The sequence below is a fragment of the Conexibacter woesei DSM 14684 genome, from assembly GCF_000025265.1.
Classification (GTDB): Bacteria; Actinomycetota; Thermoleophilia; order Solirubrobacterales; family Solirubrobacteraceae; genus Conexibacter; species Conexibacter woesei.
Map to the genome: position 1 here is coordinate 5,026,679 of NC_013739.1, position 24,000 is coordinate 5,050,678.

The window sequence follows — 24,000 nt, forward strand, 5'->3', positions numbered from 1 at the left end:
GCGAGCGGCCGGCACCGCGCGGCTAGGCGTCGGCTCCGACCGTCCAGGTGTCGCCGGCGTGCAGCAGGCCGTGCAGCGAGCCGACGTCGCCGATCGCGCGGTCCGGGTTCTGGCTCGCAGCCGCGCCGTGGATCGGGCGCTCGACCTGGCGGAAGATGCCGATCGGGGTCGGCTCCGTCGGGCGGTCGGCCAGCCGCGCGAGCGCGAACGCGAGGCTCGGGTCCTCCCGGTGCTGGTCGTGCACGAGCAGCGCGTCCTCGCCGGCGTCGACGACCTCGACGATCTCCAGCCCGCCGTCCGCTGCGCGCGCGACGCCGCGCGAGCCGTCCGGGCCGAAGCGGATCGGCTCGCCGTGCTCCAGCCGGATCTGCATCTGCACCTTCGTGTCCTTCTCCGTCAGCGGGAAGAACGCGCCGTCGTTGAAGACGGGGCAGTTCTGGTAGATCTCGACGAGCGAGGAGCCTCTGTGGTTCGCCGCCGCGCGCAGCACGTCGGTCATGTGCTTTCTGTCGCGGTCGAGCGTGCGGGCGACGAACGACGCCTCTGCCCCGAGCGCCAGCGCGATCGGGTTGAACGGGCGGTCGTGCGAGCCGAACGGCGTCGACTTCGTGATCTTGCCGCGCTCGGACGTCGGCGAGGCCTGGCCCTTCGTGAGGCCGTAGATCTGGTTGTTGAACAGCAGGATCTTGACCGGCACGTTGCGGCGCAGCGCGTGGATCAGGTGGTTGCCGCCGATCGAGAGCGCGTCGCCGTCGCCGGAGACGACCCAGATCGAGAGGTCCTCGCGCGTCGTCGCGAGACCGGTCGCGATCGCCGTGGCACGTCCGTGGATGGAGTGCATCCCGTACGTGTCCATGTAGTAGGCGAAGCGGCCGGCGCAGCCGATGCCGGTGACGAACACCGTCTTCTCCGTCGGCACGCCCAGCTCGGGCATCAGCGTCTGGACGGCATTGAGGATCGCGTAGTCGCCGCAGCCCGGGCACCAGCGCGTCTCCTGGTCGGACTGGAAGTCCGCCTTCGTCAGCCTCGGCTCGGCGCCGCTGTCGTTGCCGTTCAGGGGCAGGGTGGCGCTCATGCCTCGATCAGCTCCAGGATCGCTTCCTCCAGCTCGGCTGCGAACAGCGGCTGGCCAGTGATCTTCGTGTACGGCTTGCAGTCGACGAGGTACTCGGCCCGCAGCAGCTTCACGAGCTGGCCGGTGTTCATCTCCGGCACGAGCACCTTCGGGAACGCGCGCAGCACCTCGCCGAGGTTCTCCGGCATCGGGCTGATGTACCGCAGGTGCGCGCGGGCGACCTTCAGGCCCCTGTCGTGGACGCGGCGGGTCGCCGCGCGGATCGAGCCGTAGGTCGAGCCCCAGCCGATCACGAGCACGTCCGCGTCCGCGTCGCCGTGGACCTCCAGCGGCGGCAGGTCGGCCGCGATCTTCGACACCTTCTCCGCCCGCAGGCGCGTCATCGTCGCGTGATTCGCCGGGTCGTAGGAGATGTTGCCGGTGCCGTCCTGCTTCTCGATGCCACCGATGCGGTGCTCGAGCCCCGGGACGCCGGGCGGCGCCCACGGGCGCACCCCGCGCTCGTCGCGGGCGTACGGCAGGAACGTCTCGTCCTCGCCGATCGCGGTCGCGAACGACGGGTCGATCTCCGGCAGGTCGGCCAGCTCCGGGATCCGCCACGGCTCCGACGAGTTCGACAGGAAGCCGTCGGTCAGCAGGATCACCGGCGTGCGCCGCTCGATCGCGATCTGCACCGCCTCGAACGCCGCTCTGAAGCAGTCGCCGGGCGTCTGCGCCGCGACGATCGGCAGCGGCGCGTCGCCGTGGCGGCCGTACATCGCCATCAGCAGGTCCGACTGCTCGGTCTTCGTCGGCAGGCCGGTGGAGGGGCCAGCGCGCTGGACGTCGACGACGACCATCGGCAGCTCGAGCATCAGCGCGAGGCCGATCGTCTCCGCCTTCAGGTCCATGCCGGGCCCGCTCGTGGAGGTGATCCCGAGGTGCCCGCCGAACGCGGCGCCGAGCGCCATCCCGACGGCGGCGATCTCGTCCTCGGCCTGCACCGTGCGGACGCCGAGGCGCTCGTGCTTGGAGAGCTCGTGCAGCAGCTCGGAGGCTGGCGTGATCGGGTAGCTGGCGAGCAGCAGCGGCAGTCTGCTGCGGATCGAGCCGGCGAGCAGGCCGAGCGCGGTCGCAGTCGTGCCGTTTATCTGCCGGTAGGTGCCGGGGTCGACGTCCGTTGCGGGCGCGATCTTGTACTGGACGTCGAGCAGCTCGGTCGTCTCGCCGAACGACCAGCCAGCCTGGAATGCGGCGAGGTTCGCGGCCTTCGCGGCGGGCTTGCTGGCGAACTTGGTCTCGATCCAGCGCTCGGTGACGTCGGTCGGGCGGCCGTAGAGCCACGACAGCAGCCCGAGCGCGAAGAGGTTCTTCGCGCGGCCGGCGTCGCGCGTGCCGACGCCCTCCAGCCCCTCCGACGCGCGCGTCGTGAGCGTCGTCATCGGCACGCGGTGGACCGTGAACTCGGCGAGGCTCTCGTCGTCGAGCGGGCTCTCGGGGTAGCCGGCCTTCTCGAGGTTGCGTCTGGAGAACGCGTCCTCGTTGACGATGATCGTCGCGCCGCGCGGGAGCGACGGCAGGTTCGCCTTCAACGCCGCGGGGTTCATCGCGACGAGCACGTTCGGGGCGTCGCCCGGCGTGAGGATGTCGCGCGAGGCGAAGTGGATCTGGAATGCCGAGACGCCCGGGATCGTGCCCGCGGGCGCGCGGATCTCCGCCGGGAAGTCCGGCAGCGTCGCAAGATCGTTGCCGAGCACCGCGGTCGCGTCCGTGAAGCGTCCGCCGGCCAGCTGCATGCCGTCGCCGGAGTCGCCGGCGAAGCGCACGACCACGCGTTCGCGCTCTTCAACAGTCTTTGTCACCGCGCCAGATTCCCCAAAGTTCGATCAGGATTTACCCCATTGTACGCACAAGGGGCTTGCAACCTGCTGTCTGAGGGTAGCGGGGCCCCGGCCGCACCGGGCCCGAACACACGGAAGGCCCCCTCGCGGAGGCCTTCAGCGTGCGAATCTACGCGGGTGCGACTAGATGGCGGAGACGTTGACCGCCTTGGGTCCCTTGTCGCCCTGCTCCTCGTCGTAGGAGACCTTGGCGCCCTCGGCGAGCGAGCGGTAGCCGTCGCTGTTGATGCCGGTGTGATGGACGAAGAGGTCCCTGCTGCCTTCATCAGGAGTGATGAAGCCGAAGCCCTTCTCGTCGCTGAACCACTTCACGGTTCCGGTCGGCACGTATGCCCTCCACTGCCTGTCGTGCTGCATGCGCGGAGGATGTTGTCCAGCAACGAACCCGCGTGCGTCGCACTGCTTTGGCGCCGGCATTCGGCCGGCCTTACGGCGCAGAACGTACCAGGACCCAACGGCGACTGCCACCCCTTGCCGCAGGAGGTTGACATGTCACATCGACGTTGGCGAAAAGCACGCTGTGAGCTGGTGCTTTCACGCACCCAGCGAGATCGCCGACGTCGCCGCCCACGCCGGCGCCAGCTCGCCAGCGGCGAGCACGCGCTCGAGCGCCGCGACCGCGTCCGCGGCGAACTGCGTCCCAGCGCCGGTGCGACACTCCGCCAGCGCCTCGTCCGGGGACAGCGGCCGGCGGCGCGCGCTGGGGCTCGTCATCGCGTCCCACGCGTCGGCGACGGCCATCAGCCTCGCGCCCGGCGGGATCGCCTCGCCGGCGAGCCCGTCGGGGTAGCCGCCACCGTCCGGGCGCTCGTGGTGGCTGCGGATCCAGGCGACCTGCTCGGGCGTCAGCACCTCGGTCGCGATCTCGGCCCCGAGGCGCGCGTGCTCGCGCATCTGCGCCGCCTCGGCCGGACTGCGCACGCCCTTGGCGAGGATCTCCTCCGGCACGCCGATCTTGCCGACGTCGTGGACGAGCGCCGCCTCGCGCAGCAGCGCGAGCCGCTGCGGCGGCCAGCCGGACGCGCGCGCGAGCCGCACCGCCAGCTCCGCGACGCGCTCGGAGTGGCGCTCGCTCTCGCTCTCCTTCGCGTCGACCGCGCGCGCGAGCGCGCCGATCCCGAGCAGCGCCTGGCGCCGCGCGACGCGCTCGGCGCGCTGCTCGGAGCCGAGCTGGTCGAGCAGCTCCGGCAGGAAGCGGGCGACGACGTCGCGGCCCTGCGCCTTCGCCCAGTAGAGCGCGTCGTCGGCCGTGCGCATCATCCCCTCGGCGTCGCCGCCGAGCGCGAGGTCGCTGACGCCGACCGAGATCGACAGCGAGCCGACCGCCTCGAACGGCTCGTGGCCGATCAGCTGCCGTATCCGCTCCGCCGCCGCGTGCGTCTCGTCGGCGTCCGCCTCCGGGAGCAGCAGCGCCAGCTCGTCGCCGCCGATCCGCGCCAGCAGCTCGCCTGCGCGGATCGTCCCTGCCGCGCGCCGCGCGATCGTCACCAGCACGTCGTCGCCTGCCTGGTGGCCGTAGGTGTCGTTGACCGCCTTGAAGCCGTCGAGGTCGATCAGCGCGAGGCCGAGGTTGCGGCCGTGCCGGCGCGCGCGCTCGGTCTCCCCCGCCAGCCGCTCCTGGAACGCGCGCTGGTTGGCGAGCCCGGTGAGCGGGTCGGTCGTCGCGCGCGCGGCCAGCTGGCCGCGCGTCTCGGCGCTGGCGAGCGCGGCGGCGACGAGCTCGGCGAACTCCTCCAGCCGCGCCTCGACGTCGGCCGCGAACGGGGCGGTGCCGCTCGACAGGGCCGTCACGAAGCCCCAGACCTGTTGGCCGCGCAGGACGGGCGCGCCGACGCGATGGCGGAACGGGCGGTGGCCGGGTCCGCCGTCGGCGCGGGCCGGAGCGCCGCGCCGCAGCGCCGACGCGATCCCGCCTGCGTCGAGCGCGAGCACGCCGTCGAGCGGCAGCGCCGCGACGCCGGCGCGCGCCCACGTCCCGACGACGCGCGCGCTGCGCTCGTCCTCGTAGCGGACGACCGCGCCCGCGTCGGCGCCGAACGCACGCGCCAGCTCGGCGGCGACGAGCGCGTGGACGGCCTCGGGCTCGTCGCCGTGGGCGACGGCCGTGGCGACGTGGCGCAGCGCCTTGCGCTCGCGCACTTCCGCCGTGCGGCCGTGCTCGTGCGCGGCGACCGCCGCCAGATCCGCCAGCACCGCGCGGTCGTCGTCGCTCCACGCGCGCGGGCGCACGTCGAGGACGCACAGCGAGCCGCGCGCGACGCCGGTGCGATCGCGCAGCGCGGCGGCGATGCACGCGACGGCGCCGACCTCGGCCATCACGGAGCCCGCGCGCAGGCGCGGGGCGGCGCGCACGTCGGCGACGGCGAGTGGCTCCTCCCCCGCCGCCATCGCGGCCGCGCGCGGGAGCGCGTCGTCGAGCGCGGCACCGCGCAGCCACGTCTCCGGCAGGCCGGTGCCGGCGGCGAGCACGTGTCCCTCGCCGGAGTCGCGCAGGGCGAGGAAGGCGACCGGCGCCGACAGCGTCCGCGCGGCGAGGCGCGTCAGGCGGTCGAGCGCCCGTTCGTCCTCGTCATGTAGCGCCGCCGGCATTCGGGACATCCTCGTCTGAAAGCGGCGGACGCCGATCGAAACCTGGACGAACGTTCAGCAACGTGATCCGAAGCTGACCATCTCTGCGTTGTGGGCCAGCGGCGCGGGGCCAGAAGCGTCAGCGTGCGACCAAGCGCGGGCGAGCGCCGCGCCGCTTCGCCGCGCAGCGCGGCGAGCGCCGTCAGTCGCCGAGACGCGACATGCGCGCGAGCGCCTCGTGGCACTCGACGACGCGCTTGCGGACGGCGTCTCTCTCGGGGCGATCGTGCACGAGGTCCCACGTACGGTCCGCGATCTCGCGCGCGTTCTCGGGCGTCGCGCTCTCCCACAGCTTGTCGACGAGCAGCAGCTCGAACGCCTGGAGCTGCTCGTCGGGCTTGCCGGGCGGCAGTCTCGGCAGCGGCGTGCCGGAGACCTCGCGCCACATGCCGGTGGCGACGAGCAGACGGTTTCGGAGCGTGACTGGATCCATGGTGAAAGGCGCCGTGGGCGGCGAGTTCGTCGCATCCTAGGCGACTTCCGCACGACATGGCGTGCGGCTCCCGCCGACCCGCTCCGGAACTCAGAGCTGCGGCAGCTCCTGGGCGGATCCGAGCATCGATGCGAACAGGTCGCCCTGGTCGGCGACGCGGGCCAGCACGTCGGCGGGCTCGAACGCGAGGCGGTCGGCGACGCCCGCTGCGTGCGCCGCACGCAGCTCCTCCCAGCTCAGCGGCGTCGACACCGTGGGCCGATCCCGCGCGCGGACCGCGTAGACCGCGACCGTCGTCTTGTGCTCGTCGTTCTGGCTCCAGTCGACCAGCACCTTGCCGGCCCGCAGCCGCTTCGACATGCGCGCGACGACGAGGTCGGGCAGCCGCCGCTCCAGCAGCTCGGCGATCCGCTTCGCGAACGGCTTCGTCTGCTCGTACGTCGCGGCCCGCTCGCCGAGCGGCACGTAGACCTGGAGCCCCTTCGAGCCCGACGTCTTGACGACGCTGCGCAGACCGAGCTGGCCGAACAGGCCTTCGAGCACCAGCGCGACCTCGGCGCACTCCGGGAGGCCGGCGGGCTCGCCGGGGTCGAGGTCGAAGACGACGGCCGTCGGGTGGCTCATCGCGCGCGCGAGCGACAGCGACGGATGCAGCTCGATCGCCGCGAGGTTCGCCGTCCACGCGAGCGTCGCCGTGTCCTGCACGAGGCAGTAGTCGATCCGTCTGCGCTCGCTGCGGCTGAAGATCGACGCCGTCTGCACCCAGTCGGGCCGGTGTGACGGCGCGTTCTTCTCGTAGAACGATCTGCCCTCGACGCCGTCGGGCCAGCGCCGCAGCGTGATCGGGCGGTCCTGCAGGTGCGGCAGCAGCGTCGGCGCGATCGCGACGTAATAGTCGATCAGGTCGCCCTTCGTGAACCCGCTCGCCGGGTAGAGGACCTTGTCCCAGTTGCTGAACCGCTGGCCGCGCAGGTCGGCGCGCTCGCGCACGACGAGCTCCGGCGGCTTGTCGTCGCGCAATCCCTTGAAGACGGGCTGACGCAGCAGGCCCTCGCTCGTGCGCTCGCTGTACTCGACGTCGGCGACCAGCTCGGGCTCGACCCAGTGGGCGCCGCGCGGGATTCTCGCCGCGGCCGGCGCCGGTGCGAACGGTGAGCCTGCTCGCTCACGTGCGCGCAGCCGCGCGAGCAGGTCGTCGAGCATCGCCTCGGTCAAGCCGCTGCCGACGCGGCCGGCGTAGCGCAGCGGGCCGCCGTCCTGCTCGCGGTCGCCGACGAGCAGCGCGCCGATCCGCTGCGCGCGGTTGCCCTCCCCCTCCAGCCAACCGCCGATCACCAGCTCCTGCCGCAGCCGGTTGCGCAGCTTGCGCCACGCGCCGCTGCGGCGGCCGGGCTCGTAGACGCCATCGAGCCGCTTGGCGACGATCCCCTCCAGCCCCTGCTCGCGCGTCGCCGCGAGCAGCGCCGCGCCGTGGCCGCGGTGGTACGCCGGCGTGCGCCAGGCGGCGCCGTCGAGGCTCAGCGCTCTCAGCGCCTCGCGGCGTGTCGCGTACGGCTCGTGCAGCAGCGAGCGGCCGTCGAGGTGCAGCAGGTCGAAGATCACGTAGGTGACCGCGACCGCTCTGGCGGCGCGCCGGATCGCGCCCTCGCTGCCCGCGTTCATGCGGCTCTGCAGCCGCTCGAAGCTCGGCTTGCCGTGCTCGTCGAGCGCGACCAGCTCGCCGTCGAGCACGACCTCGTGGGCGCCGAGCGCGCGACCGATCGGCTTGACCTCCGGATAGCGCTCGGCGATCTCGCGCTGCGTGCGGCTCTGGACTCTGACGTGACCGTGGTCGGACCACAGCAGTGCCCGCACGCCGTCCCACTTGATCTCGTAGCCCCACGCGTCGTCCTCGCGCGCGGCGGGCAGCTCGCCGGCCTTCGCGAGCATCGGCAGCAGGTGCTCGGGCAGCGGCTCCCGCTCGGGATCCGCCGGCGGCTCCATCCGGTGGATCATCCAGTCGCCCTGCGGGCCGTCCGCGCGCTCGGCTCTGCGCCCGAGCGGGAAGAGGCCGTAGCGCCCGACCGCGCGGCCGCGCTCGCCGTGCAGCGTGACCTCGACCTTTCTGTCGGTGAACTCGTGCACGTCGTAGGTGCCGCGGTCGAAGATCTCCATCGTGCCGGCGCCGTAGCTGCCCTTCGGTATCTCGCCGTGGAAGTCGAGGTACTCGAGCGGGTGGTCCTCGGTGCGAACGGCGATGCGATCGTCGTGCGGGTCGAGCGGGAGCCCGCGCGGCAGCGCCCACGAGGCGAGCGTGCCGTCGCGCTCCAGCCGCAGGTCCCAGTGCAGGCGGGTGGCGTCGTGCTGCTGGACGACGAACTCGGCCGGCGCGTCGTCCGCGCGCGAGGAGCGCGCGGCGGCGGCATCGCCCGGCGCTGGCTCGATCGTCGCGCCGAAGTCGCGCTTGGCGCGGTACGCGTCGAGGCTGTCGCGGCGCGGGCTCATGGGGGGACCGTACCCGGGCAGGGCGATCGGACATACGTCCAGCGCGGGGGCCATAAGCCCGAGCCTGCGCGTGCGCGGCCGATGGGGGAGCCACCATGCGCCACCGTCTCTTCACCCGCGTCGTCACGCTCGTGCTCGCCTCCTACGTCGCCCTGCCGGCCGCCGCGCACGGCGCCAGACCGGCCCGTTCGGCCGACACCGGCCAGCCGAGCGCGTGCAGCTCCGCCCGTGTCGCCGTCACCGCTGCGACGGTCGACAAGGCGAGCGATGCGACGCTGTGCCTGCTCAACCGCGAGCGCGCGAGCCGCGGACTGGCGCCGCTGCGGATCGACGCGAAGCTCGGCCGTGTCGCCCGCGCCCACTCGCTCGACATGGTCCGCAAGGGCTACTTCGAGCACGAGTCGCGCGACGGCCGCACGCCGTTCCAGCGGATGCTGGCGGCGCGCTACGTGCCGAAGGGCGCGAGCTGGACGCTCGGCGAGAACATCGGCTGGGGCACCGAGGAGCTGGCGCAGCCGGCCGCGCTGGTGAAGGCGTGGATGGACAGTCCCGGTCACCGCGCGAACATCCTCAACGGGCGCTTTCGCGAGATCGGGATAGGGATCGTCCCGGGCGTGCCGGTCCATGACGACGGCCTCGCCGGGCAGGCGGGCGCCACCTACACGACCGACTTCGGCCGCCACTCCTAGCGGAGCGGCTGCCGCCGCCCGGCGACGCGGGGCGTCGCGACCGGAGTAGTCTGCCGCGATGGCGACCGCTCCCCCGAACGACCTCTGGCTCGTCCGTCACGGCGAGACCGAATGGTCGCGCTCACGCCGGCACACCGGCCGCACGGACATGCCGCTGACGCCGCGCGGCGAGGCGCAGGCCGCCGCGCTCACCGACCGGCTGCGCGACGTCGACTTCGCGCTCGTGCTGGCGAGCCCGCTGCAGCGCGCCCGGAGGACTGCGGAGCTGGCTGGCTTCGACGGGCGGCTGACGCTCGAACCCGACCTGATGGAGGTCGACTACGGCGAGTACGAGGGACGCACGACCGCGGAGATCCAGCGCGCCCGGCCGGGCTGGGAGCTGTGGCGCGACGGCTCCCCGGGCGGCGAGTCGATCCCCGACGCCGCCCGCCGCGCCTCCCGCGCGATCACGCGCGCCCGCGCCGCCGACGGACCGGTCCTGATCGTTGCCCACGGGCACCTGCTGCGCACGCTCGCCGCCGTCGCGCTCGAGCTCGACCCGACCGCCGGCCGCCACCTCGCGCTCGACCCCGCGACCGTCTCGATCATCGGATCCGAGCGCGAGAACCCCGCGCTGCGGCTCTGGAACGACTCCGGTCACCTGCCGACCGGCTGAGCCGCCGCCGCGCCCGCACAGAGTCGGTTCAAAGCGCGTGCCCGCTTGCGCGGGTGCGTCCATACGGTCGCCGGAATGGTGGTGCGGCGGCGGCATTCGTTCGAAGAGAGACTGGCCCCTGGCGTCGAGATGCGGTGCCGGTGGGAGACCGAGCGCGACGTGGTGGCGTTCGCCAACGTCCTGGTCGTGGCGGTCAGCGGGGCGTGGCGTACCGTGGACCTGTTCGATTGCACGCACAACGGCTGCAACGACCACCACCGGTACGACTTCGACGGCTACAAGCACCCAGCGACCGTCTTCCACCACGGCGCGCCTGCCGAGGCACATCGCAGTTCTATGCGGTTGATCCGCACCGAGTTCGAGAGGATGATCGAGCGATGGGAATGGTGAGACGAACGCAGCGGTCGGCCGCACAGCTGGCGACGTCGCGGGTGGTCGATGCGGAGGTCGACCGGGTCATCGAAGGCGACGAGCCGCGCTTCGGGAACCCGGCGTCGTTCATCCCCTCCGACCTCCTGACCTCCGAGGGAATCGCCGAGGCGCACGGGCGCGGGTGCACCGTCGTGATCGTCGACGCGGACGAGAACGTGCGGGTGCTGCCGGTTCCGGAGTAGGCGCGAGGGCGGTGGGACGGGCGGGCGGCGGGGCTGCGAGCGATCCGGGACGGGGCGGGGGCCGTATCAGGGGTGTGAACCTCGACGGCGCCACATGCCTCGTGACCGGGGCGAACCGCGGGATCGGGCGGGCGATCGCGGTGGAGCTGGCGAAACGGCCGGTCCGGCTGCTCGCCGGGGTGCGGTCGCTCGACAGTTGGGCGGAGCTCGACGTGGCCGGGCAACGCGTACGCGACGTGCGCGCGGTCCGGCTCGACCTGTCGAGCCGCGCGGCGATCGACGCCTGCTTCGCGCAGCTCGGCCGGGAGCTGGACCAGGTCGACGTGCTCGTCAACAACGCCGGGGCGATGACGGGCGGCCTGCTGGAAGAACAGGCGATGGAGGAGATCGAGGCGATGGTGCAGGTCAACCTGCTCGCCGCGATCCAGCTGACGCAGCGGGTCCTGCCCGGGATGCTCGCGCGTGGCCGCGGGACGATCGTCAACAACGCCTCGATCAGCGGCTACGCCTACTTCCCCTCCGCCTCGACGTACGCCGCCTCGAAGGCCGGCGTCGTCGCGTTCACCGAGTCGCTCCAGCGCGAGCTGCGCGGCACCGGCGTGCGCACGCTCCAGCTCGTCACGCCCGGCGTCGAGTCGGACATGCTCGACGCGACCACCGCGCTCTACTCGCGCCACCTCGACACCTCCGGCTGGGAGACGCTCCCCGCCGCCGAGTGGGCGCGCCGCGCGGTGGAGGCGATCGAGCAGGACAGGCGCGTGCTCGGACCCGGCGGCCGCAGCGCGCTCGCGAAGCTCGCCTCGCGCGGCCCCGCGCAGCTGCTCGACGCGATCGCGGCGCGCTCGTTCAGCCGCACGCCGCGGCGCTGAGCGGCGCGGTGGCGCGCTCGCCGCTCAGCTCGACGCCGCGGCGCTGAGCGGGTCGTCGGCGCCTGCGCCGGCGGGTGGGCCGAGATCGTCGATCGTCAGCGTCGGGATCCGTGCCAGCTCGGGCAGCGGCTCGGCGCGGAAGCCGGGCTTGGCGAGCGTCAGCTGGACGTCGCGGATCCGCCGCTCCGCGAAGCCGGCCTCGCAGTAGGCGAGGTACAGCTCCCAGATGCGGCGGAAGCGCTCGTCGTAGCCGTGCTCGCGCAGCTCGTGCCAGCGCGCGAGGAAGTTCTCGCGCCAGTGCCGCAACGTCGGCACGTAGTGGGCTGTGATGTCCTCCATCCGGACGCCGCGCAGGTCGGTCCGGCCGACCGACCGCTCGATCGCCGCCATCGACGGCAGCGTGCCGCCCGGGAACACGAACGCGTTGATGAAGCCAACCGACGCGCGCTCGACGCGGTACGTCAGGTCCGACGTGACGATCGCCTGCAGCAGCATCGCGCCGTCGTCCTTCAGCCGTCGCGCGCAGACCGCGAAGTAGGTGTCGAGATGCTCCCACCCGACCGCTTCGATCATCTCGATCGAGACGAGCTTGTCGTAGCGGCCGCGGAGATCGCGATAGTCCTGCAGCAGCACCGTGACGCGGTCCGCCAGACCCGCCGCGCGCACCGCCGCGACCGCGTGCTCGTGCTGCGCGCGCGAGATCGTCGTCGTCGTGACGCGGCAGCCCCACCGCTGCGCGGCGTGGATCGCGAAGCCGCCCCAGCCGGTCCCGATCTCCAGCACGTGGTCGGACGGGCGGAGGTCGAGCGTGCGGCCGATCCGCTCCAGCTTCGCGACCGACGCCTCCCTCAGCGTCGCGCCCGGGCGCTCGAAGATCCCGCACGAGTACATCATCGTCTCGTCGAGGAAACGGGCGAACAGCTCGTTGCCGAGGTCGTAGTGCGCGGCGATCCGCTCGCGCGAGCGCGCACGCGTGTTGGCGCGGCGCTTCCACGCGAACCGCTGCGCCGGCCCTGTCAGCGGCAGCAGCCGCTCCCGCACGCGGTCGCCGGCGACCATCGCACGCGCCGCGATCCGCACGAGCGTGACGAGGTCGTCGCACGTCCACAGGCCGTCGCGGTACGCGCGGCCCAGCCCGACGCCGCGCGCGCCGACCAGCTCCGTGTAGAACGCTGGCGAGCGCACGACCACACGCGCCCGCAGCGGCGCGGCCGGCGGACCCGCCTGGGCGCCCAGCGCGACGACGCGGCCGCCGGGCTCGACCAGCTCGATCACCCCGCCCCGGACGCGCGCGAGCAGCGCGTGCGCCGTGGCACGGGCCGCGCGCTCGCGCGGCCTCACCTCGCCGCCTCCGCGGGCTCCGCCCGCTCGACCGGAGCGGTCTCGGCCGGGGCGGGCTCGCCCGCAGGCGGCTTCGCGTGCCACTCCGCCCCCTTCAGCCGCAGCCGCAGCGCCTGCCAGTAGATCCGCACCAGCACCTGCCCGGTGACGCACGGGTAGCGCAAGAGGATCCTGCTCAGCGCCCGCGGCGACAGCTCGCGCCGCCGCAGCGCGAGCGCCGCGGCGAATATCAGCTCGCCGTCGCGCTCGTTCGCGATCGAGATCGCGATCCGCTCGCCCGGCGCCGAGATCGTCCAGACGTGCTCCAGCTCGGACTCCATCAGCGGGGAGACGTGGAGCGCCTTGGTGTGCCGGCTTCTCAGCACGTTGTCAGCGTTCCCACCGCCCGGCGCGACGTAAGCATGGCGCTCGCCCCACGGCGTGTTCGTCACCTCCGCGACGACCGCCTCGACGTGCTCGCCGCTCGTGTCGAAGCACCAGTAGAACGCGACGGGGTTGAAGCCGACGCCCCACGTGCGGACCTGCCCGAGCATCCGCACCGGCCCCTGCGGCCGCGCCCCCAGCCGCTCCTGCACGAGGTCGCGCACGGCGACGTCGAGCGGGACGGCGGGATCGCCGAGGTAGTCCGCCCGGCGCCACCACGCCGGCGCCGCCCGACGCGCCGACCACAGCAGGTGGCCGTCGAACAGCTCCGGCAGCTCCGCGAGGTCGAGGTACATGAAGTACAGCCGCGCCTTGAACGCGTGCGCGACCGGCACGCGACGGCGGTGCGCGACGACGCCCTCGTAGATCGCCGAGACGGTCACAGGCGCCCGCCGAACCGCGCGCAGGCGCGCAGCGCGCTGCGCACGCCGTCCTCGTGGAAGCCCCAGCCCCAGTACGCGCCGCAGAAGGAGGTGCGGCCGACGCCGTCCAGCTCCTCCCAGCGGCGCTGCGCCGCGGTGCCGGCGCGCGTGTAGACGGGATGGTCGTAGGCGAATCGCTCGATCACGTGCTCGCCGCGGACGTCGTCGGCGCGGTTGAGCGTGACGAGGTACTCGCGCCCGGCGCCGCGCAGCGCCTGCAGCCGATTCAGGTGGTAAGTCACCGTCGGCCGCCCGGTCGCGCGCTCGGTCAGGTGGTAGTTCCAGCTCGCCCACGCGCGCCGGCGGCGCGGCAGCAGGCCGCGATCGGTGTGCAGGACGACGTCGTTGCGCTGGTAGGGGAACGCGCCGAGCAGCTCCAGCTCGCGCTCGCGCGGATCGCTCAGCAGCCGCAGCGCCTGGTCGGCGTGCGCCGCGATCACGACGTGGTCGAAGCGCTCCGGCGCGCAGCCGCGCGGCGTCACCTCGACGCGGTCGGGATGACGCGAGACCGCCTCGACCGGTGTCGCGACGCGCACGCGACGCTCCCCGAGCCGCGCGGCGATCGCCTCGACGTACCGCCGCGAGCCGCCGTCGATCGTGCGCCACTGCGGGCGGTCGCGCAAACCGAGCATCCCGTGGTTGTCGAAGAACTCGACCAGGAAGCGGGCCGGGAACCGCCACAGCTGCTCGGGGTCAGCCGACCAGACCGCGGACGCCTGCGGCACGATCAGCCGCTCCACGAACGCGTCGGAGTAGCGCCGCGCGGCGAGGTACTCGCGCAGCGACGGATCCCACTCCCCCGCGCTCGTGCCGAGCAGCTCGCGCGCCTCGCGGTTGAAGCGCACGAGGTCGGCGACCATCCGCTGGAACCACGGCGTGACGAGATGGGCGCGCTTGGCGTAGAGGCCGTTCGGCGATGCGCCGTTGTACTCGAAGTCGCCGACCGCGTCCGCGACGCCGAACGACATCGGCGCCGGCTGCGTGGCGACGCCGAGCTGCTCCAGCAGCCGCTGGAAGCACGGGTAGTTGCGGTCGTTGTGGACGATGAAGCCGGTGTCGACGGCGTGGCTCGCCCCGCGTTCGTCCTCGACCTCGACGGTGTGCGCGTGCCCGCCGAGTTGGTCGCCGCGCTCGAACAGCGTCACGTCGTGGACGCCCGTCCGGTGCAGCAGGTGAGCGGCGACGAGCCCAGAGACGCCGCCGCCGATGATCGCGATCTTCACGATGGGTCCTACGCACCGGACCCGCGAGCGGTTGAGTAGCCTCCTCTGCGCATGCCCGTCTCAGTCGAACGCGACGGTCCCGTCACGACGGTGGTGCTCGACGAGCCCGCCGTCCGCAACGCGGTCGACCGCCCGACCGCGGATGCGCTCGCGGACGCCTTCCGCGCGTTCGAGGCGGACGAGGACGCGTCGGTCGCGGTGCTGTGGGGCGCGGGCGGGACGTTCTGCGCCGGCGCGAACCTGAGAGCGATAGCCGAGGGCCGAGGGAACCGCATCGAGCCCGACGGCGACGGCCCGATGGGTCCCAGCCGCATGCTGCTGTCCAAGCCCGTGATCGCCGCCGTCGCCGGCCATGCCGTCGCGGGCGGGCTGGAGCTGGCGCTGTGGTGCGACCTGCGCGTCGTCGAGGAGGACGCGGTCCTCGGCGTCTTCTGCCGCCGCTGGGGCGTCCCGCTGATCGACGGCGGCACGGTGCGGCTGCCGCGGATCGTCGGGCTCGGCCGCGCGCTCGACCTGATCCTGACCGGACGGCCCGTCGACGCGCAGGAGGCGCTGGCGATCGGCCTCGCGAACCGCGTCGTCGGCGTCGGCGAGTCGCGCGCGGCGGCCGAGGCGCTCGCGCACGAGCTGGCGCGCCTCCCGCAGCTGTGCATGCGGCACGACCGGCTGTCCGCGTACGAGCAGCACGACCTCGCACTCGATGCCGCGCTCGCGAACGAGCTGCGGCACGGCCTCGTCGCGCTCGAGCACGAGGCGCTCGACGGCGCGACGCGCTTCGCCGGCGGGGCCGGCCGCGGCGGGGCGCCCGCGGAGTGACCGCGAAAGCACTCGGCCAGGGCCTCGGCTTCCGAGCGTGAACTCGCCAGGGGCTCCTTCACGCGGTGCGGTCGGGACGTCGTCCCGCGACGGCCGCTTCGCGCCGAGCCCGAGCGGGCCGCTGCACCTCGGCAACCTGCGCACCGCGCTGCTCGCGTGGCTGTTCGCGCGGTCGGCGGGCGCGGGCTTCCTCGTCCGCATCGAGGACCTCGACCCCGGTCGCTCGCGGCCCGAGCACGAGGCCGGGCAGCTCGCCGACCTCGCCGCCCTCGGGCTCGACTGGGACGCGCCGCTCGTGCGGCAGTCAGAGCGGCGCCAGCTGCACCGCGCGGCGCTCGAGCGGCTGCGGGCCGACGGACGCGTCTATCCGTGCTGGTGCACGCGCGCGGAGATCCGCGAGGCGGCGTCGGCCGCGCACGGGCCGCTGCCGGAGGGCGCCTACCGCGGCACGTGCCGGCGGCTGACCGCCGCGGAACGGGCCGACCGCGAGCGGTCGGGGCGACCGCCGGCGCTGCGTCTCGACGCGGGCGCGGCGGAGGTCGGATTCGAGGACCGGCTGCACGGCCGCGTCGAGCAGGTCGTCGACGACCTCGTGCTGTGGCGCAACGACGACACGCCCGCGTACAACCTCGCGGTCGTCGTCGACGACGGCGACCAGCGGATCGGCGAGATCGTGCGCGGCGACGACCTCCTGGAGACGACGCCGCGGCAGCTGCTGGTGCAGCGGCTGCTCGACCTGCCGGCGCCGTCGTATGCGCACGTCCCGCTCGTGCTCGGCCCCGACGGCAGCCGGCTCGCGAAGCGGCACGGGGCGGTCACGCTCGCGGACGTGCAGGCCGTGCGCGGCTGGGAGCCGGCCGACGCGCTCGCGTGGATGGCGCGGAGCCTGGGGCTCGCCGAGGACGGCGAGCGCGTCACGCCGGCGCTGCTGGAGGAACGCTTCCGGCCCGCGCGGATCCCGCGCGAGCCGACGACGTTCAGCGGATGAGGCGGGCGCCGCGACGCCCGCGAGTCGCGAGGAGTGGTGAATCGACCACGCTGGACGTGGTCAGATCGCCATTCCTCGCTCAGCGGCTGCGCTGGCCGCCGAAGGAGCCGCCGCCGTAGAGGCCTCTTCTGGACGCGCGGGAGCCGCCGCGCGACGAGCCGCCGCCGTGCGACGACGAGCCGCCGCGACCGGAGCCGCCGCCGGCGTTGGAGCCGCCCTGGGCGCCACCGCCACCGCCGCCCCCACCGCCGCGCCGGCGCCGGTTGCGGCCGCGGCCGCCGCCCTGGCCGCCGCCACCGCCCTGACCGCCGCCCTGGCGCTGCTGGCCGCGTGGGGGCGCGACGTCGATCGCGAAGCCGGTCTGCTCGAACTCGCGCTCCAGCCCCAGCTCGACGGCGATCTTGCCCATGTCCTTCGCCTGGTCGGCCATAACGAACGTGACGCCGATGCCGGTCGCGCCCGCGCGGCCGGTGCGGCCGATGCGGTGGACGTAGCCCTCGCGGTCCTCGGGCGCGTCGAAGTTGATCACGTGGCTGACGCCGTTGACGTCGATGCCGCGCGCCGCGACGTCGGTCGCGACGAGCACGTCGACCTCGCCGCGCTCGAAGCGCGACAGCGCGCGCTCGCGCTGGCCCTGCGTCTTGTCGCCGTGCATCGCGACCGACTCGACGTTCTGCGCTCTGAGGCGCTTGACGAGGCGGTCGGCGCCGCGCTTCGTTCTGACGAACACGAGCGTCAGGCCGCGGCCGTGGTGGCGCAGCTCCTGCACGAGGTGGTCGAGCTTGTGCTCGTGCAGCACCGGCAGGAAGCGGTGGTCGATGTCGGCGACTCTCTCGGGCGCCGGCGCCAGCTCGTGGCGTCTCGCGTCGTGCGTGTACTCGTTCGCGATGCGGTCGACCTCGCCCTTCAGCGTGGCTGAGAACAGCATCGTCTGACGGTTCGCGTTCGTCGCCTTCACGATCCGGTCGACGGCCGGGCGGAAGCCCATGTCGAGCATCCGGTCGGCCTCGTCGAGGATCAGCAGCTTGACGTTGGCGAGCGTGAACGCGCGGCGCTGGAGCAGGTCCTCCAGACGGCCGGGGGTCGCGACGAGGATGTGCGATCTGGCGGCGTTGCGGGCCTGTCTCTCGAGGCCGACGCCGCCGTAGACGGCGGTGATCGAGAGCGCGCGGGCGTGCGCGATCTCGCGCGTCTCGTCGACGATCTGCAGCGCGAGCTCGCGCGTCGGCGCCAGCACGAGCGCCGACGGGCGCTTGTCGGTCGCCTCGATCCGGTCCATCAGCGGGACGCCGAACGCGAGCGTCTTGCCCGAGCCGGTCGGCGACTGGATCAGGACGTCATGGCCGGCCAGGACGTCGGGGACGACCAGCTCCTGGATCGGGAAGGCGGTGGCGATTCCGCGCTTCGTGAGCGCGGTCACGACCGCGTTCGAACTGCCGAGATCGGCAAAGGACGTTGACATCGGGGTGCTCCTTCTGGCGGCGGGACTCGTTCCCGGCGCACGGACGATTCGGGAGATTCCTTGACCCGAATCGCGCTTCGGCGCACCTCGAAGACCAGAACCTCACGAGCGGCAAGACGCCGCCCATGAGCTTCACGGTAGCAGCGAACGCGCCGAGCGCGTCCCCCGCCGGCTCAGTTGTTGGCTGAGAAGCTGACCCGTCTGCCGCCGTCGGCTATGCACGTGACGGCGGTCGAGTCGCCCTGTCTGCTGCCGCTGCAGGCGTAGGCGCCGGCGACGACGTCGGCCTCAGGACCGGACTCGCCGACCGCGCCGAGCCAGGCGTTCGCGACGCCCGTCGCCTCGCCGCACTCCGCGCCGCTCGCCTGCACGCCGCTGATGAACCCGTTCGCGACGTCGCCGCAGGAGGCGGGCGTCGCCGCGCCGCCGGTCGGATCTCTCGGGGTCGTCGCCGGGGGCGTTCTCGGCTGCGTCGCGCCGCCGTTCTGCGGCGTCGTCGGCGTCGTCGCCGGCGGGGTCGTCGGCGTCGTCTGCGGGGTCGTCGGGACCGTCGGCGTCGTCGCCTGTGGCGTCGTTGGCACGGTTGGCGTGGTCGCCGGCAGCGTCTCCTGCGTACGGGGCTGCGTCGGCTGCGACACGGTCGCGTCTGCCTGCTCGGGGTCGTCGGAGCCGCCGCACGCGGAGACGCCGAGTGCGAGGACGAGCAGGACCGGGACGAGGCGGGGGAACGTGAGTCGTGGCATCGGGGCACTGTAGCGAGCGAGGTCGGCGGCTCCAGTCGCAGCGGCGGCCGTTGGCGACGGTGCGGAGCTTCAGATACGCTCGCGTCTTCAGACGCAGATTCGCGGCAAGGGGGCACGGGGCGGTGCAAGGATCCAGATGTCGGTGAAGTACGCGGTGCTGGGGCTGTTGGCGCAGCGCAGGGGCTATGGATACGACCTCGTGCAGCGCTTCGGGGAACAGGTCGGACCTGCGTGGCAGCTCAACGCGGGCGCGATCTACGTGGCGCTCGACAAGCTCGAGCAGGAAGGGCTGGTACGGCCGGTTCCGAGCGAGGACGGCGCGCCGTTGACGCGCCGCCGCACGGTTCGCGGTGCGCCGCGCGTGATCTACGAGCCGACGGCGAGAGGGATCGCGCGGTTCGAGGAGTGGATGGCCGCCGACTCGTCGATGGCGCCGCTGCGCGAGGAGCTGCACCTGAAGCTCGCGCTGTCGCGCCCGGGCAACCTGCCGCGCCTGATCGAGCTGACCTACGAGCAGGAGCAGACCTGCCTCGAACGGCTGGAGGAGTACATGGGCGCACGCAGCTTCGACGAGCTGCTCGCGTCCTCGCAGTCGTGGCCGGCGGTCGCGAGCGTGATGGTGCGCGACGCCGAGGTCGCGCACCTGCAGGCGACGGTCGAATGGCTGCGGCGCGTGCGCGAGGCGATGCGCTGGATGCAGGACCAGCCCGCGCTCGAAGCCCGCGACTGAGATGCCGCTGCTCGCGCTCGCCGGCGTCGCGAAGCGCTACACGCAGGGTTCGCGGTCGCACGTCGCACTCGACGACCTCGCGCTCGACGTCGAGAGCGGCGACTTCGTCGCGATCTGGGGCAGCAGCCGCTCGGGCAAGACGACGCTGCTGCGCGTCGCCGCCGGGCTGGAACGGCCCGACGCCGGGACCGTCACCTACGGCGGCGCCGACGTCGCGCGGCTCTCGCGGCGGCGCCGCGCTGACCTCCTGCTGCGCGAGATCGGCTGCGTCTGGCAGACCGGGCGCATCACGCGCGGCCTGTCCGTCGTCGACCACGTCGCGCTGCCGCGGCTGCGCGACGTCAGCCACGTGCACGCGCGGCGCGAGGCGTACACGATGCTCGAACGGCTCTCCGCCCTCCCCTGCGCGCACGCGCGCTGGCACGAGCTGACCGACGGCGACCGCACGCGCGTGGCGCTGGCGCACGCGCTCGTGCGCCGGCCGCGGCTGCTGCTCGCCGACGAGCCGACCGCGAACCTCAACCTGATCGAGCGCGAGCGGATGCTGACGCTGCTGCGCGCGGTTGCGGAGGACGCGGGCGTCGCGGTCGTGATGACGGCGCCCGACGCGCCAAACCTGCTGCAGGCGCACCGCATCATGGGGATCGACCGCGGGCGCCTGATCAAGCCGCGCTCCGAGCAGCCGGGCGCGCTGCTGGCGTTCCCCGGCGGCGGCCGGCGCGCCCACGGCGGCGTCTGACCGCCGCCGGCATGCGGCTGCGCAACCTGCTCTTCCTGTCAGCTCAGCGGACGCGCTCGCACGCGCTGCAGGAGCTGCTCGCGCTCGCCGGGATCGCCGTCGGCGTCGGGCTCGTCTTCGCCGTCCTGGTCGCGAACGCCAGCGTCGCCGGCTCGGTGCGCGAGCTGGCGAGAGGGATCGTCGGCGACGGCACGCTGCAGCTCACCGCGCGCGGCACGCGCGGGCTCGACGCCGGCGTGGCGCGCGACGTCGCGCGGCTGCCGGAGGTCGCGACGAGCGCCGCGATGATCGAGACGCGCGTCGAGCTGCGCGGCCCGCGCGGGTCGCGCACGACGACGCTGCTCGGCGCCGACGGCGACGCCGGCGCGGTCGGCGGGCCGCTGTTGCGCGAGCTGGCGCCGCCGCGACCGGCGCTCAGCGAAGCGGTCGCGCTGACGTCGAGCACGGCGCGGGATCTCGGCGTGCGGGCCGGCGAGCGGGTGCGCGTGACGGCCGCCGGGCACAGCCGCGAGGCGCCCGTCGCTGTCGTGCTCGGCCGCGACCGGATCGGGTCGCTCGCCGGCAGCCCGCTCGTGCTCGCGCCGCTCGGCTTCGCGCAGCGCCTCGCCGGTCTGCGCGGCCGCGTCACGCGGGTGCTGGCGGAGCCGCGGCCGGGTCGCGCCACGGCGCTGCGCGCGCGGCTGGAGCGACTCGCCACCGGCGATGTCACGACCGGCACCGAGGAGGCACGTCGGCTCGGGCACGCGATGGGTCCCAACGACCGCGCGACAGCGCTGTTCGCGGCCGTCAGTGCCCTCGTCGGGCTGCTGCTGGCGTTCAACGCGATGCTGCTGACGGTGCCGGAGCGGCGCCGCTTCATCTCCGACCTGCGCGTCGACGGGCTCGGCGACGCGACGGTCGTGCGGCTCGTCGTCGTCGACGCGCTCGTGCTCGGCACGGCCGCCTCCGCAGTCGGGCTGCTGCTCGGCGAGCTGCTGTCGCGTTCCGTCTTCGACGCGGTCCCCGGCTACATCGCGCTTGCGTTCACCGTCGGCGAGCAGCGCGTCGTGACCGCCGCGGCGCTGCTCGTCGCGGTCGGCGGCGGAATCGCCGCGACGGTCCTCGCCGCGCTGCGCCCGCTCGCCGACGTCGCCTCGCGACGGCCGCTCGACGCCGTCCGTCGCGACGAGGAGCGCGGCGACGACGGCCGTCTGCCGCGCCGCCGACTGCTCGCGTGCGGCGTCGCCACGGGCGCCGCCGCGACACTGCTGCTGGCGCTCGCTCCGGCGACCGCGCTCGCGGTGTTCGGGCTGCTCGTCGTGGCGATGGGGCTGACGATCCCGGCGGCCCTTGCCGGCGTGCTGCGGCTGCTGCGGCTGCTCAGCCGCCGCCTCCGCAGCCCGGTGCTCGTCGTCTCGCTCGGCGAGCTGCGCGCCTCGCCGACCCGCTCGCTCGCGCTCGCCGCGACCGCTGCGCTCGCCGTCTTCGGCAGCGTCGCAGTCGAGGGCTCGCACCGCGACCTGCTCGACGGGATCGACAGCGACGCGCGCGGGATGAGCGGCCAGGCCGACCTGTGGGTGATGGGCGCGCAGCCTGACAACGCGCTGCTGACGGCCGACTTCCGGCTCTCCGGCCGCCGTCTCGCCGCGCTTGCGCAGGTGCCGGGCGTGGCCGCGCTGCGGCCGTATCGCGCGGCGCTGCTCGACGTCGACGGCGCGCGCGCGTGGGTGCTCGGCCCGCCGGCCGACGGGGCGCCGCCGCTGCTGCGCAGCCAGCTCGCCGTCCCCGGCCAGCTTGCGGTCGCGACGCGGCGGCTGCGCGCGGGCGGCTGGGTCGCGCTGTCGCGCGAGCTGGTCGAGCGGCGTGGGCTGCGCGTCGGCGACGCGGTGTCGCTGCCGACCCCACGCGCCGTGCCGCTGCGACTCGCGGCCGTGCTGACGAACATCGCCTGGAGCGGCGGCGGGGCGGTGATGGGCGGCGAGGACTTCCGTCGCGCGTGGGGCGGCGCGCGCGTCGGCGCGCTCCAGATCGAGCTGGCGCCCGGCGCGGCAGCGGGCGCGACGGCGGCCGCGCTTCGGCGCGCGCTCCCGCCCGGCGCGGGCCTGCGGGTCGCGACGGCGGCGCAGCGGCGGCGGCTGATGACAGGGACGGCGGCGCAGGGGCTCGACCGCCTCACGCAGATCGCCGCGCTCGTGCTGATCGCCGGCGCGCTCGCGCTCGCCGCGGCGCTCGGCGCGGTCGCGTGGGCGCGGCGTCCGCGCCTGGCGGCGCTGAAGCTGACCGGCTTCGGCGACGGCGCCGTCTGGCGGGCGCTGCTGCTGGAGAGCGCGATCGTGCTCGGCGTCGGCTGCTCGATCGGCGTCGCGTTCGGTCTCGCGGGCCAGTACGTGCTGACGTACTGGCTGCGGGTCGTCGCGGGCTTCCCGACCTCCTACGCGGTCGCCGGCTGGCTGGCGCTGGCCGTCTTCGCGGGCGTGACCGCGGTCGCCGGCGCGATCGCCGCGCTGCCGGGCTGGGCCGCCGCACGCGTGTCGCCGCTGCTGAGCACGCGCGAGGAGTGAGGGGTCAGCTCAGCCGCACCGCGAGCGAGCGGGCGGCCGCGACGACCAGCTCGCGGTCGTGTGTCAGGACGAAGTCGAAGCTGCGCTCGCGGTCGGCGACGTCGTCGCCGCGGTCACGGCCGACGAGCGCGGCAGCGTAGTGCGGCGAGAGCACGACGACGCTCCACTCGCGCCGCAGCGGGTCGTCCTCGGCGACGTCGGTCCCGTGCACGCCGCGGGCCGGCTGCGCGGCTATTCCGGCGCCGAGGACCGCGACGAGCGTCGCCTCGTCCGCGAGCTTGCGGTAGCGCTCGCGCGTGCGGCCCGCGAACCGCGACGCGTCCTGGAAGCCGGCGAGCACGATCGCGCCGGCGCCGATGCCGCGCGCGGCGCGTTCGAGGTGGCGGCTCATCGACGTCAGCAGCGGGACGCGCCCGGTCCGCGCCGGGCGCGCGGCGCTCAGCAGCTCGAACGGCGTGCCGCTCGGCGCGCTGCGGCGCTGCTCGGGATGCAGGCCGCTGGCGACGCCGGCCTCGCGCTGAGCCGACTGGTCGGGGATGTCGCCGGGGCGGCCCCACAGCCAGCCCTGGCCGAGCGTCGCCCCGACGCCGCGCGCCTGCTCCAGCTCGGCCTCGGTCTCGATCCCCTCCGCGACGATCGCCGCGCCGGTCCGCTCCTGCTCCGCCCACACCGCGGTCGCGACGTCGGCGAGCGCGGGACTGCCCGCGGCGCTGGCGGCGCGCATGTCGAGCTTGATCGCGTCGGGCGCGACGAGCGGCAGCACCGCGAGCGAGTCGCGGTCGGCGCCGACGTCGTCGAGCACGACGGTCCAGCCGCGGTCGCGGCAGGCGTCCGCGGCGCGCACCAGCTCGCGCGGCTGCGAGCGCAGCGCCGCGGCGGGCAGCTCGACGGCGACCGACAGCGACTCCTCCGCCCGACGCCACAGCTCCGGCGCGCGGCCGTCGCCGTTGGCGGTGCCGCCGACGGCCTCGGGCTCCATGTTCACGAACAGCGTCGTCGAGCGGTCGAGGCCGGCGTCGAGCGCGCCGGAGACGGCGGCGAGGCGGCACTCCCAGTCGACCTGCGAGACGAGCCCGGCGCGGCGCGCCGCCGACAGCAGCGCGTCGGGGCGCTCCAGCTCGCCGCCCTGCGGGCCACGTGCGAGCGCCTCGTAGCCGATCACTCCGCCGCTCTCCAGCTCGTAGACCGGCTGGTAAACGGCGCTGACGAGTATCCCCGGTTCATCAGTCATTGCCAGCGCTATCGG

At 74.2% G+C, this 24,000-nt stretch carries 22 protein-coding genes; 10 read left to right on the forward strand and 12 right to left on the reverse strand.

The features are described from left to right. Positions 1 to 22: 22 nt before the first annotated feature. From CWOE_RS23670 to ligD, 6 genes are all read right to left on the reverse strand, one after another. Positions 23 to 1,075 (reverse strand): 2-oxoacid:ferredoxin oxidoreductase subunit beta, encoded by a 1,053-nt coding sequence (locus tag CWOE_RS23670; protein WP_012936175.1) that lies wholly within the window; start codon positions 1,073 to 1,075, stop codon positions 23 to 25. Further along, a complete protein-coding gene (locus CWOE_RS23675; RefSeq protein ID WP_012936176.1) occupies positions 1,072 to 2,916 on the reverse strand; it encodes a 2-oxoacid:acceptor oxidoreductase subunit alpha in 1,845 nt (614 codons plus the stop codon). Before CWOE_RS23675 ends, CWOE_RS23670 begins: the two co-directional genes overlap by 4 nt. A 162-nt stretch (positions 2,917 to 3,078) precedes the next feature. Next, positions 3,079 to 3,282, reverse strand: coding sequence for a cold-shock protein (locus CWOE_RS23680; RefSeq protein WP_012936177.1), 204 nt, complete (start codon positions 3,280 to 3,282; stop codon positions 3,079 to 3,081). Between the two features lie 207 nt (positions 3,283 to 3,489). Beyond that, on the reverse strand, positions 3,490 to 5,544 hold the full coding sequence (locus tag CWOE_RS31335; protein ID WP_012936178.1) for a sensor domain-containing diguanylate cyclase/phosphohydrolase: 2,055 nt from the start codon (positions 5,542 to 5,544) through the stop codon (positions 3,490 to 3,492). Positions 5,545 to 5,725: 181 nt separating this feature from the next. Continuing rightward, the gene (locus tag CWOE_RS23690) at positions 5,726 to 6,016 is read right to left on the reverse strand and encodes a hypothetical protein (protein ID WP_012936179.1); all 291 of its coding nucleotides are present in this window, start codon (positions 6,014 to 6,016) and stop codon (positions 5,726 to 5,728) included. A gap of 90 nt (positions 6,017 to 6,106) precedes the next feature. Beyond that, entirely contained in the window at positions 6,107 to 8,500 is a 2,394-nt protein-coding gene (gene ligD, locus CWOE_RS32175; RefSeq protein ID WP_160165561.1) for a DNA ligase D, read from the reverse strand. 95 nt (positions 8,501 to 8,595) lie between these two features. Between ligD and CWOE_RS31340 the strand changes: the two genes are divergently transcribed. From CWOE_RS31340 to CWOE_RS23720, 5 genes are all read left to right on the forward strand, one after another. Beyond that, a complete protein-coding gene (locus CWOE_RS31340) occupies positions 8,596 to 9,189 on the forward strand; it encodes a CAP domain-containing protein (protein WP_012936181.1) in 594 nt (197 codons plus the stop codon). Positions 9,190 to 9,247: 58 nt separating this feature from the next. Continuing rightward, complete coding sequence (locus CWOE_RS23705) at positions 9,248 to 9,844, forward strand: histidine phosphatase family protein (protein ID WP_012936182.1); 597 nt, start codon at positions 9,248 to 9,250, stop codon at positions 9,842 to 9,844. A gap of 75 nt (positions 9,845 to 9,919) precedes the next feature. After that, positions 9,920 to 10,234, forward strand: a complete 315-nt coding sequence (locus CWOE_RS23710; RefSeq protein WP_012936183.1) for a hypothetical protein — start codon at positions 9,920 to 9,922, stop codon at positions 10,232 to 10,234. Further along, positions 10,228 to 10,458, forward strand: a complete 231-nt coding sequence (locus CWOE_RS23715; RefSeq protein WP_041730892.1) for a hypothetical protein — start codon at positions 10,228 to 10,230, stop codon at positions 10,456 to 10,458. The genes CWOE_RS23710 and CWOE_RS23715 overlap by 7 nt, the downstream gene beginning before the upstream one ends. Before the next feature lie 74 nt (positions 10,459 to 10,532). Next, positions 10,533 to 11,327 carry an SDR family NAD(P)-dependent oxidoreductase gene (locus CWOE_RS23720; RefSeq protein WP_012936185.1) on the forward strand — a complete coding sequence of 265 codons (795 nt, stop codon included), beginning with the start codon at positions 10,533 to 10,535 and terminating at the stop codon, positions 11,325 to 11,327. 24 nt (positions 11,328 to 11,351) lie between these two features. Here the strand turns inward: CWOE_RS23720 and CWOE_RS23725 are convergent, their stop codons facing one another. The 3 genes from CWOE_RS23725 to CWOE_RS23735 are packed head-to-tail and all read right to left on the reverse strand — an operon-like array spanning position 11,352 to position 14,736. After that, positions 11,352 to 12,668 carry an SAM-dependent methyltransferase gene (locus tag CWOE_RS23725; RefSeq protein WP_012936186.1) on the reverse strand — a complete coding sequence of 439 codons (1,317 nt, stop codon included), beginning with the start codon at positions 12,666 to 12,668 and terminating at the stop codon, positions 11,352 to 11,354. Beyond that, a complete protein-coding gene (locus tag CWOE_RS23730; RefSeq protein WP_012936187.1) occupies positions 12,665 to 13,474 on the reverse strand; it encodes a DUF1365 domain-containing protein in 810 nt (269 codons plus the stop codon). The genes CWOE_RS23725 and CWOE_RS23730 overlap by 4 nt, the downstream gene beginning before the upstream one ends. Continuing rightward, positions 13,471 to 14,736: an NAD(P)/FAD-dependent oxidoreductase gene (locus CWOE_RS23735; protein WP_012936188.1), complete on the reverse strand. Its 1,266-nt coding sequence runs from the start codon at positions 14,734 to 14,736 to the stop codon at positions 13,471 to 13,473. The genes CWOE_RS23730 and CWOE_RS23735 overlap by 4 nt, the downstream gene beginning before the upstream one ends. Positions 14,737 to 14,787: 51 nt before the next feature. Here CWOE_RS23735 and CWOE_RS23740 point away from each other — a divergent pair, with 51 nt between their 5' ends. Continuing rightward, the gene (locus CWOE_RS23740) at positions 14,788 to 15,552 is read left to right on the forward strand and encodes a crotonase/enoyl-CoA hydratase family protein (protein WP_012936189.1); all 765 of its coding nucleotides are present in this window, start codon (positions 14,788 to 14,790) and stop codon (positions 15,550 to 15,552) included. A 37-nt stretch (positions 15,553 to 15,589) separates the two neighbouring features. After that, entirely contained in the window at positions 15,590 to 16,540 is a 951-nt protein-coding gene (gluQRS, locus tag CWOE_RS23745) for a tRNA glutamyl-Q(34) synthetase GluQRS (protein ID WP_012936190.1), read from the forward strand. Between the two features lie 79 nt (positions 16,541 to 16,619). Here the strand turns inward: gluQRS and CWOE_RS23750 are convergent, their stop codons facing one another. Both CWOE_RS23750 and CWOE_RS33000 read right to left on the reverse strand, forming a co-directional pair. Then, a complete protein-coding gene (locus CWOE_RS23750; RefSeq protein WP_012936191.1) occupies positions 16,620 to 18,002 on the reverse strand; it encodes a DEAD/DEAH box helicase in 1,383 nt (460 codons plus the stop codon). A gap of 173 nt (positions 18,003 to 18,175) precedes the next feature. Next, positions 18,176 to 18,745, reverse strand: coding sequence for a hypothetical protein (locus CWOE_RS33000; RefSeq protein WP_012936192.1), 570 nt, complete (start codon positions 18,743 to 18,745; stop codon positions 18,176 to 18,178). 136 nt (positions 18,746 to 18,881) lie between these two features. Between CWOE_RS33000 and CWOE_RS31345 the strand changes: the two genes are divergently transcribed. Genes CWOE_RS31345 through CWOE_RS23770 form a run of 3 tightly spaced genes read left to right on the forward strand, consistent with a single transcriptional unit; the run spans position 18,882 to position 22,754 of the window. Further along, a complete protein-coding gene (locus CWOE_RS31345; protein WP_012936193.1) occupies positions 18,882 to 19,475 on the forward strand; it encodes a PadR family transcriptional regulator in 594 nt (197 codons plus the stop codon). 1 nt (position 19,476) lies between these two features. Then, positions 19,477 to 20,214, forward strand: coding sequence for an ATP-binding cassette domain-containing protein (locus CWOE_RS23765; protein ID WP_012936194.1), 738 nt, complete (start codon positions 19,477 to 19,479; stop codon positions 20,212 to 20,214). Positions 20,215 to 20,225: 11 nt separating this feature from the next. Then, on the forward strand, positions 20,226 to 22,754 hold the full coding sequence (locus tag CWOE_RS23770; protein WP_012936195.1) for an FtsX-like permease family protein: 2,529 nt from the start codon (positions 20,226 to 20,228) through the stop codon (positions 22,752 to 22,754). A 4-nt stretch (positions 22,755 to 22,758) separates the two neighbouring features. Here CWOE_RS23770 and CWOE_RS23775 read toward each other — a convergent pair whose 3' ends face one another. Continuing rightward, positions 22,759 to 23,985 carry a sensor domain-containing phosphodiesterase gene (locus CWOE_RS23775; protein WP_012936196.1) on the reverse strand — a complete coding sequence of 409 codons (1,227 nt, stop codon included), beginning with the start codon at positions 23,983 to 23,985 and terminating at the stop codon, positions 22,759 to 22,761. Between the last annotated feature and the right edge of the window lie 15 nt (positions 23,986 to 24,000).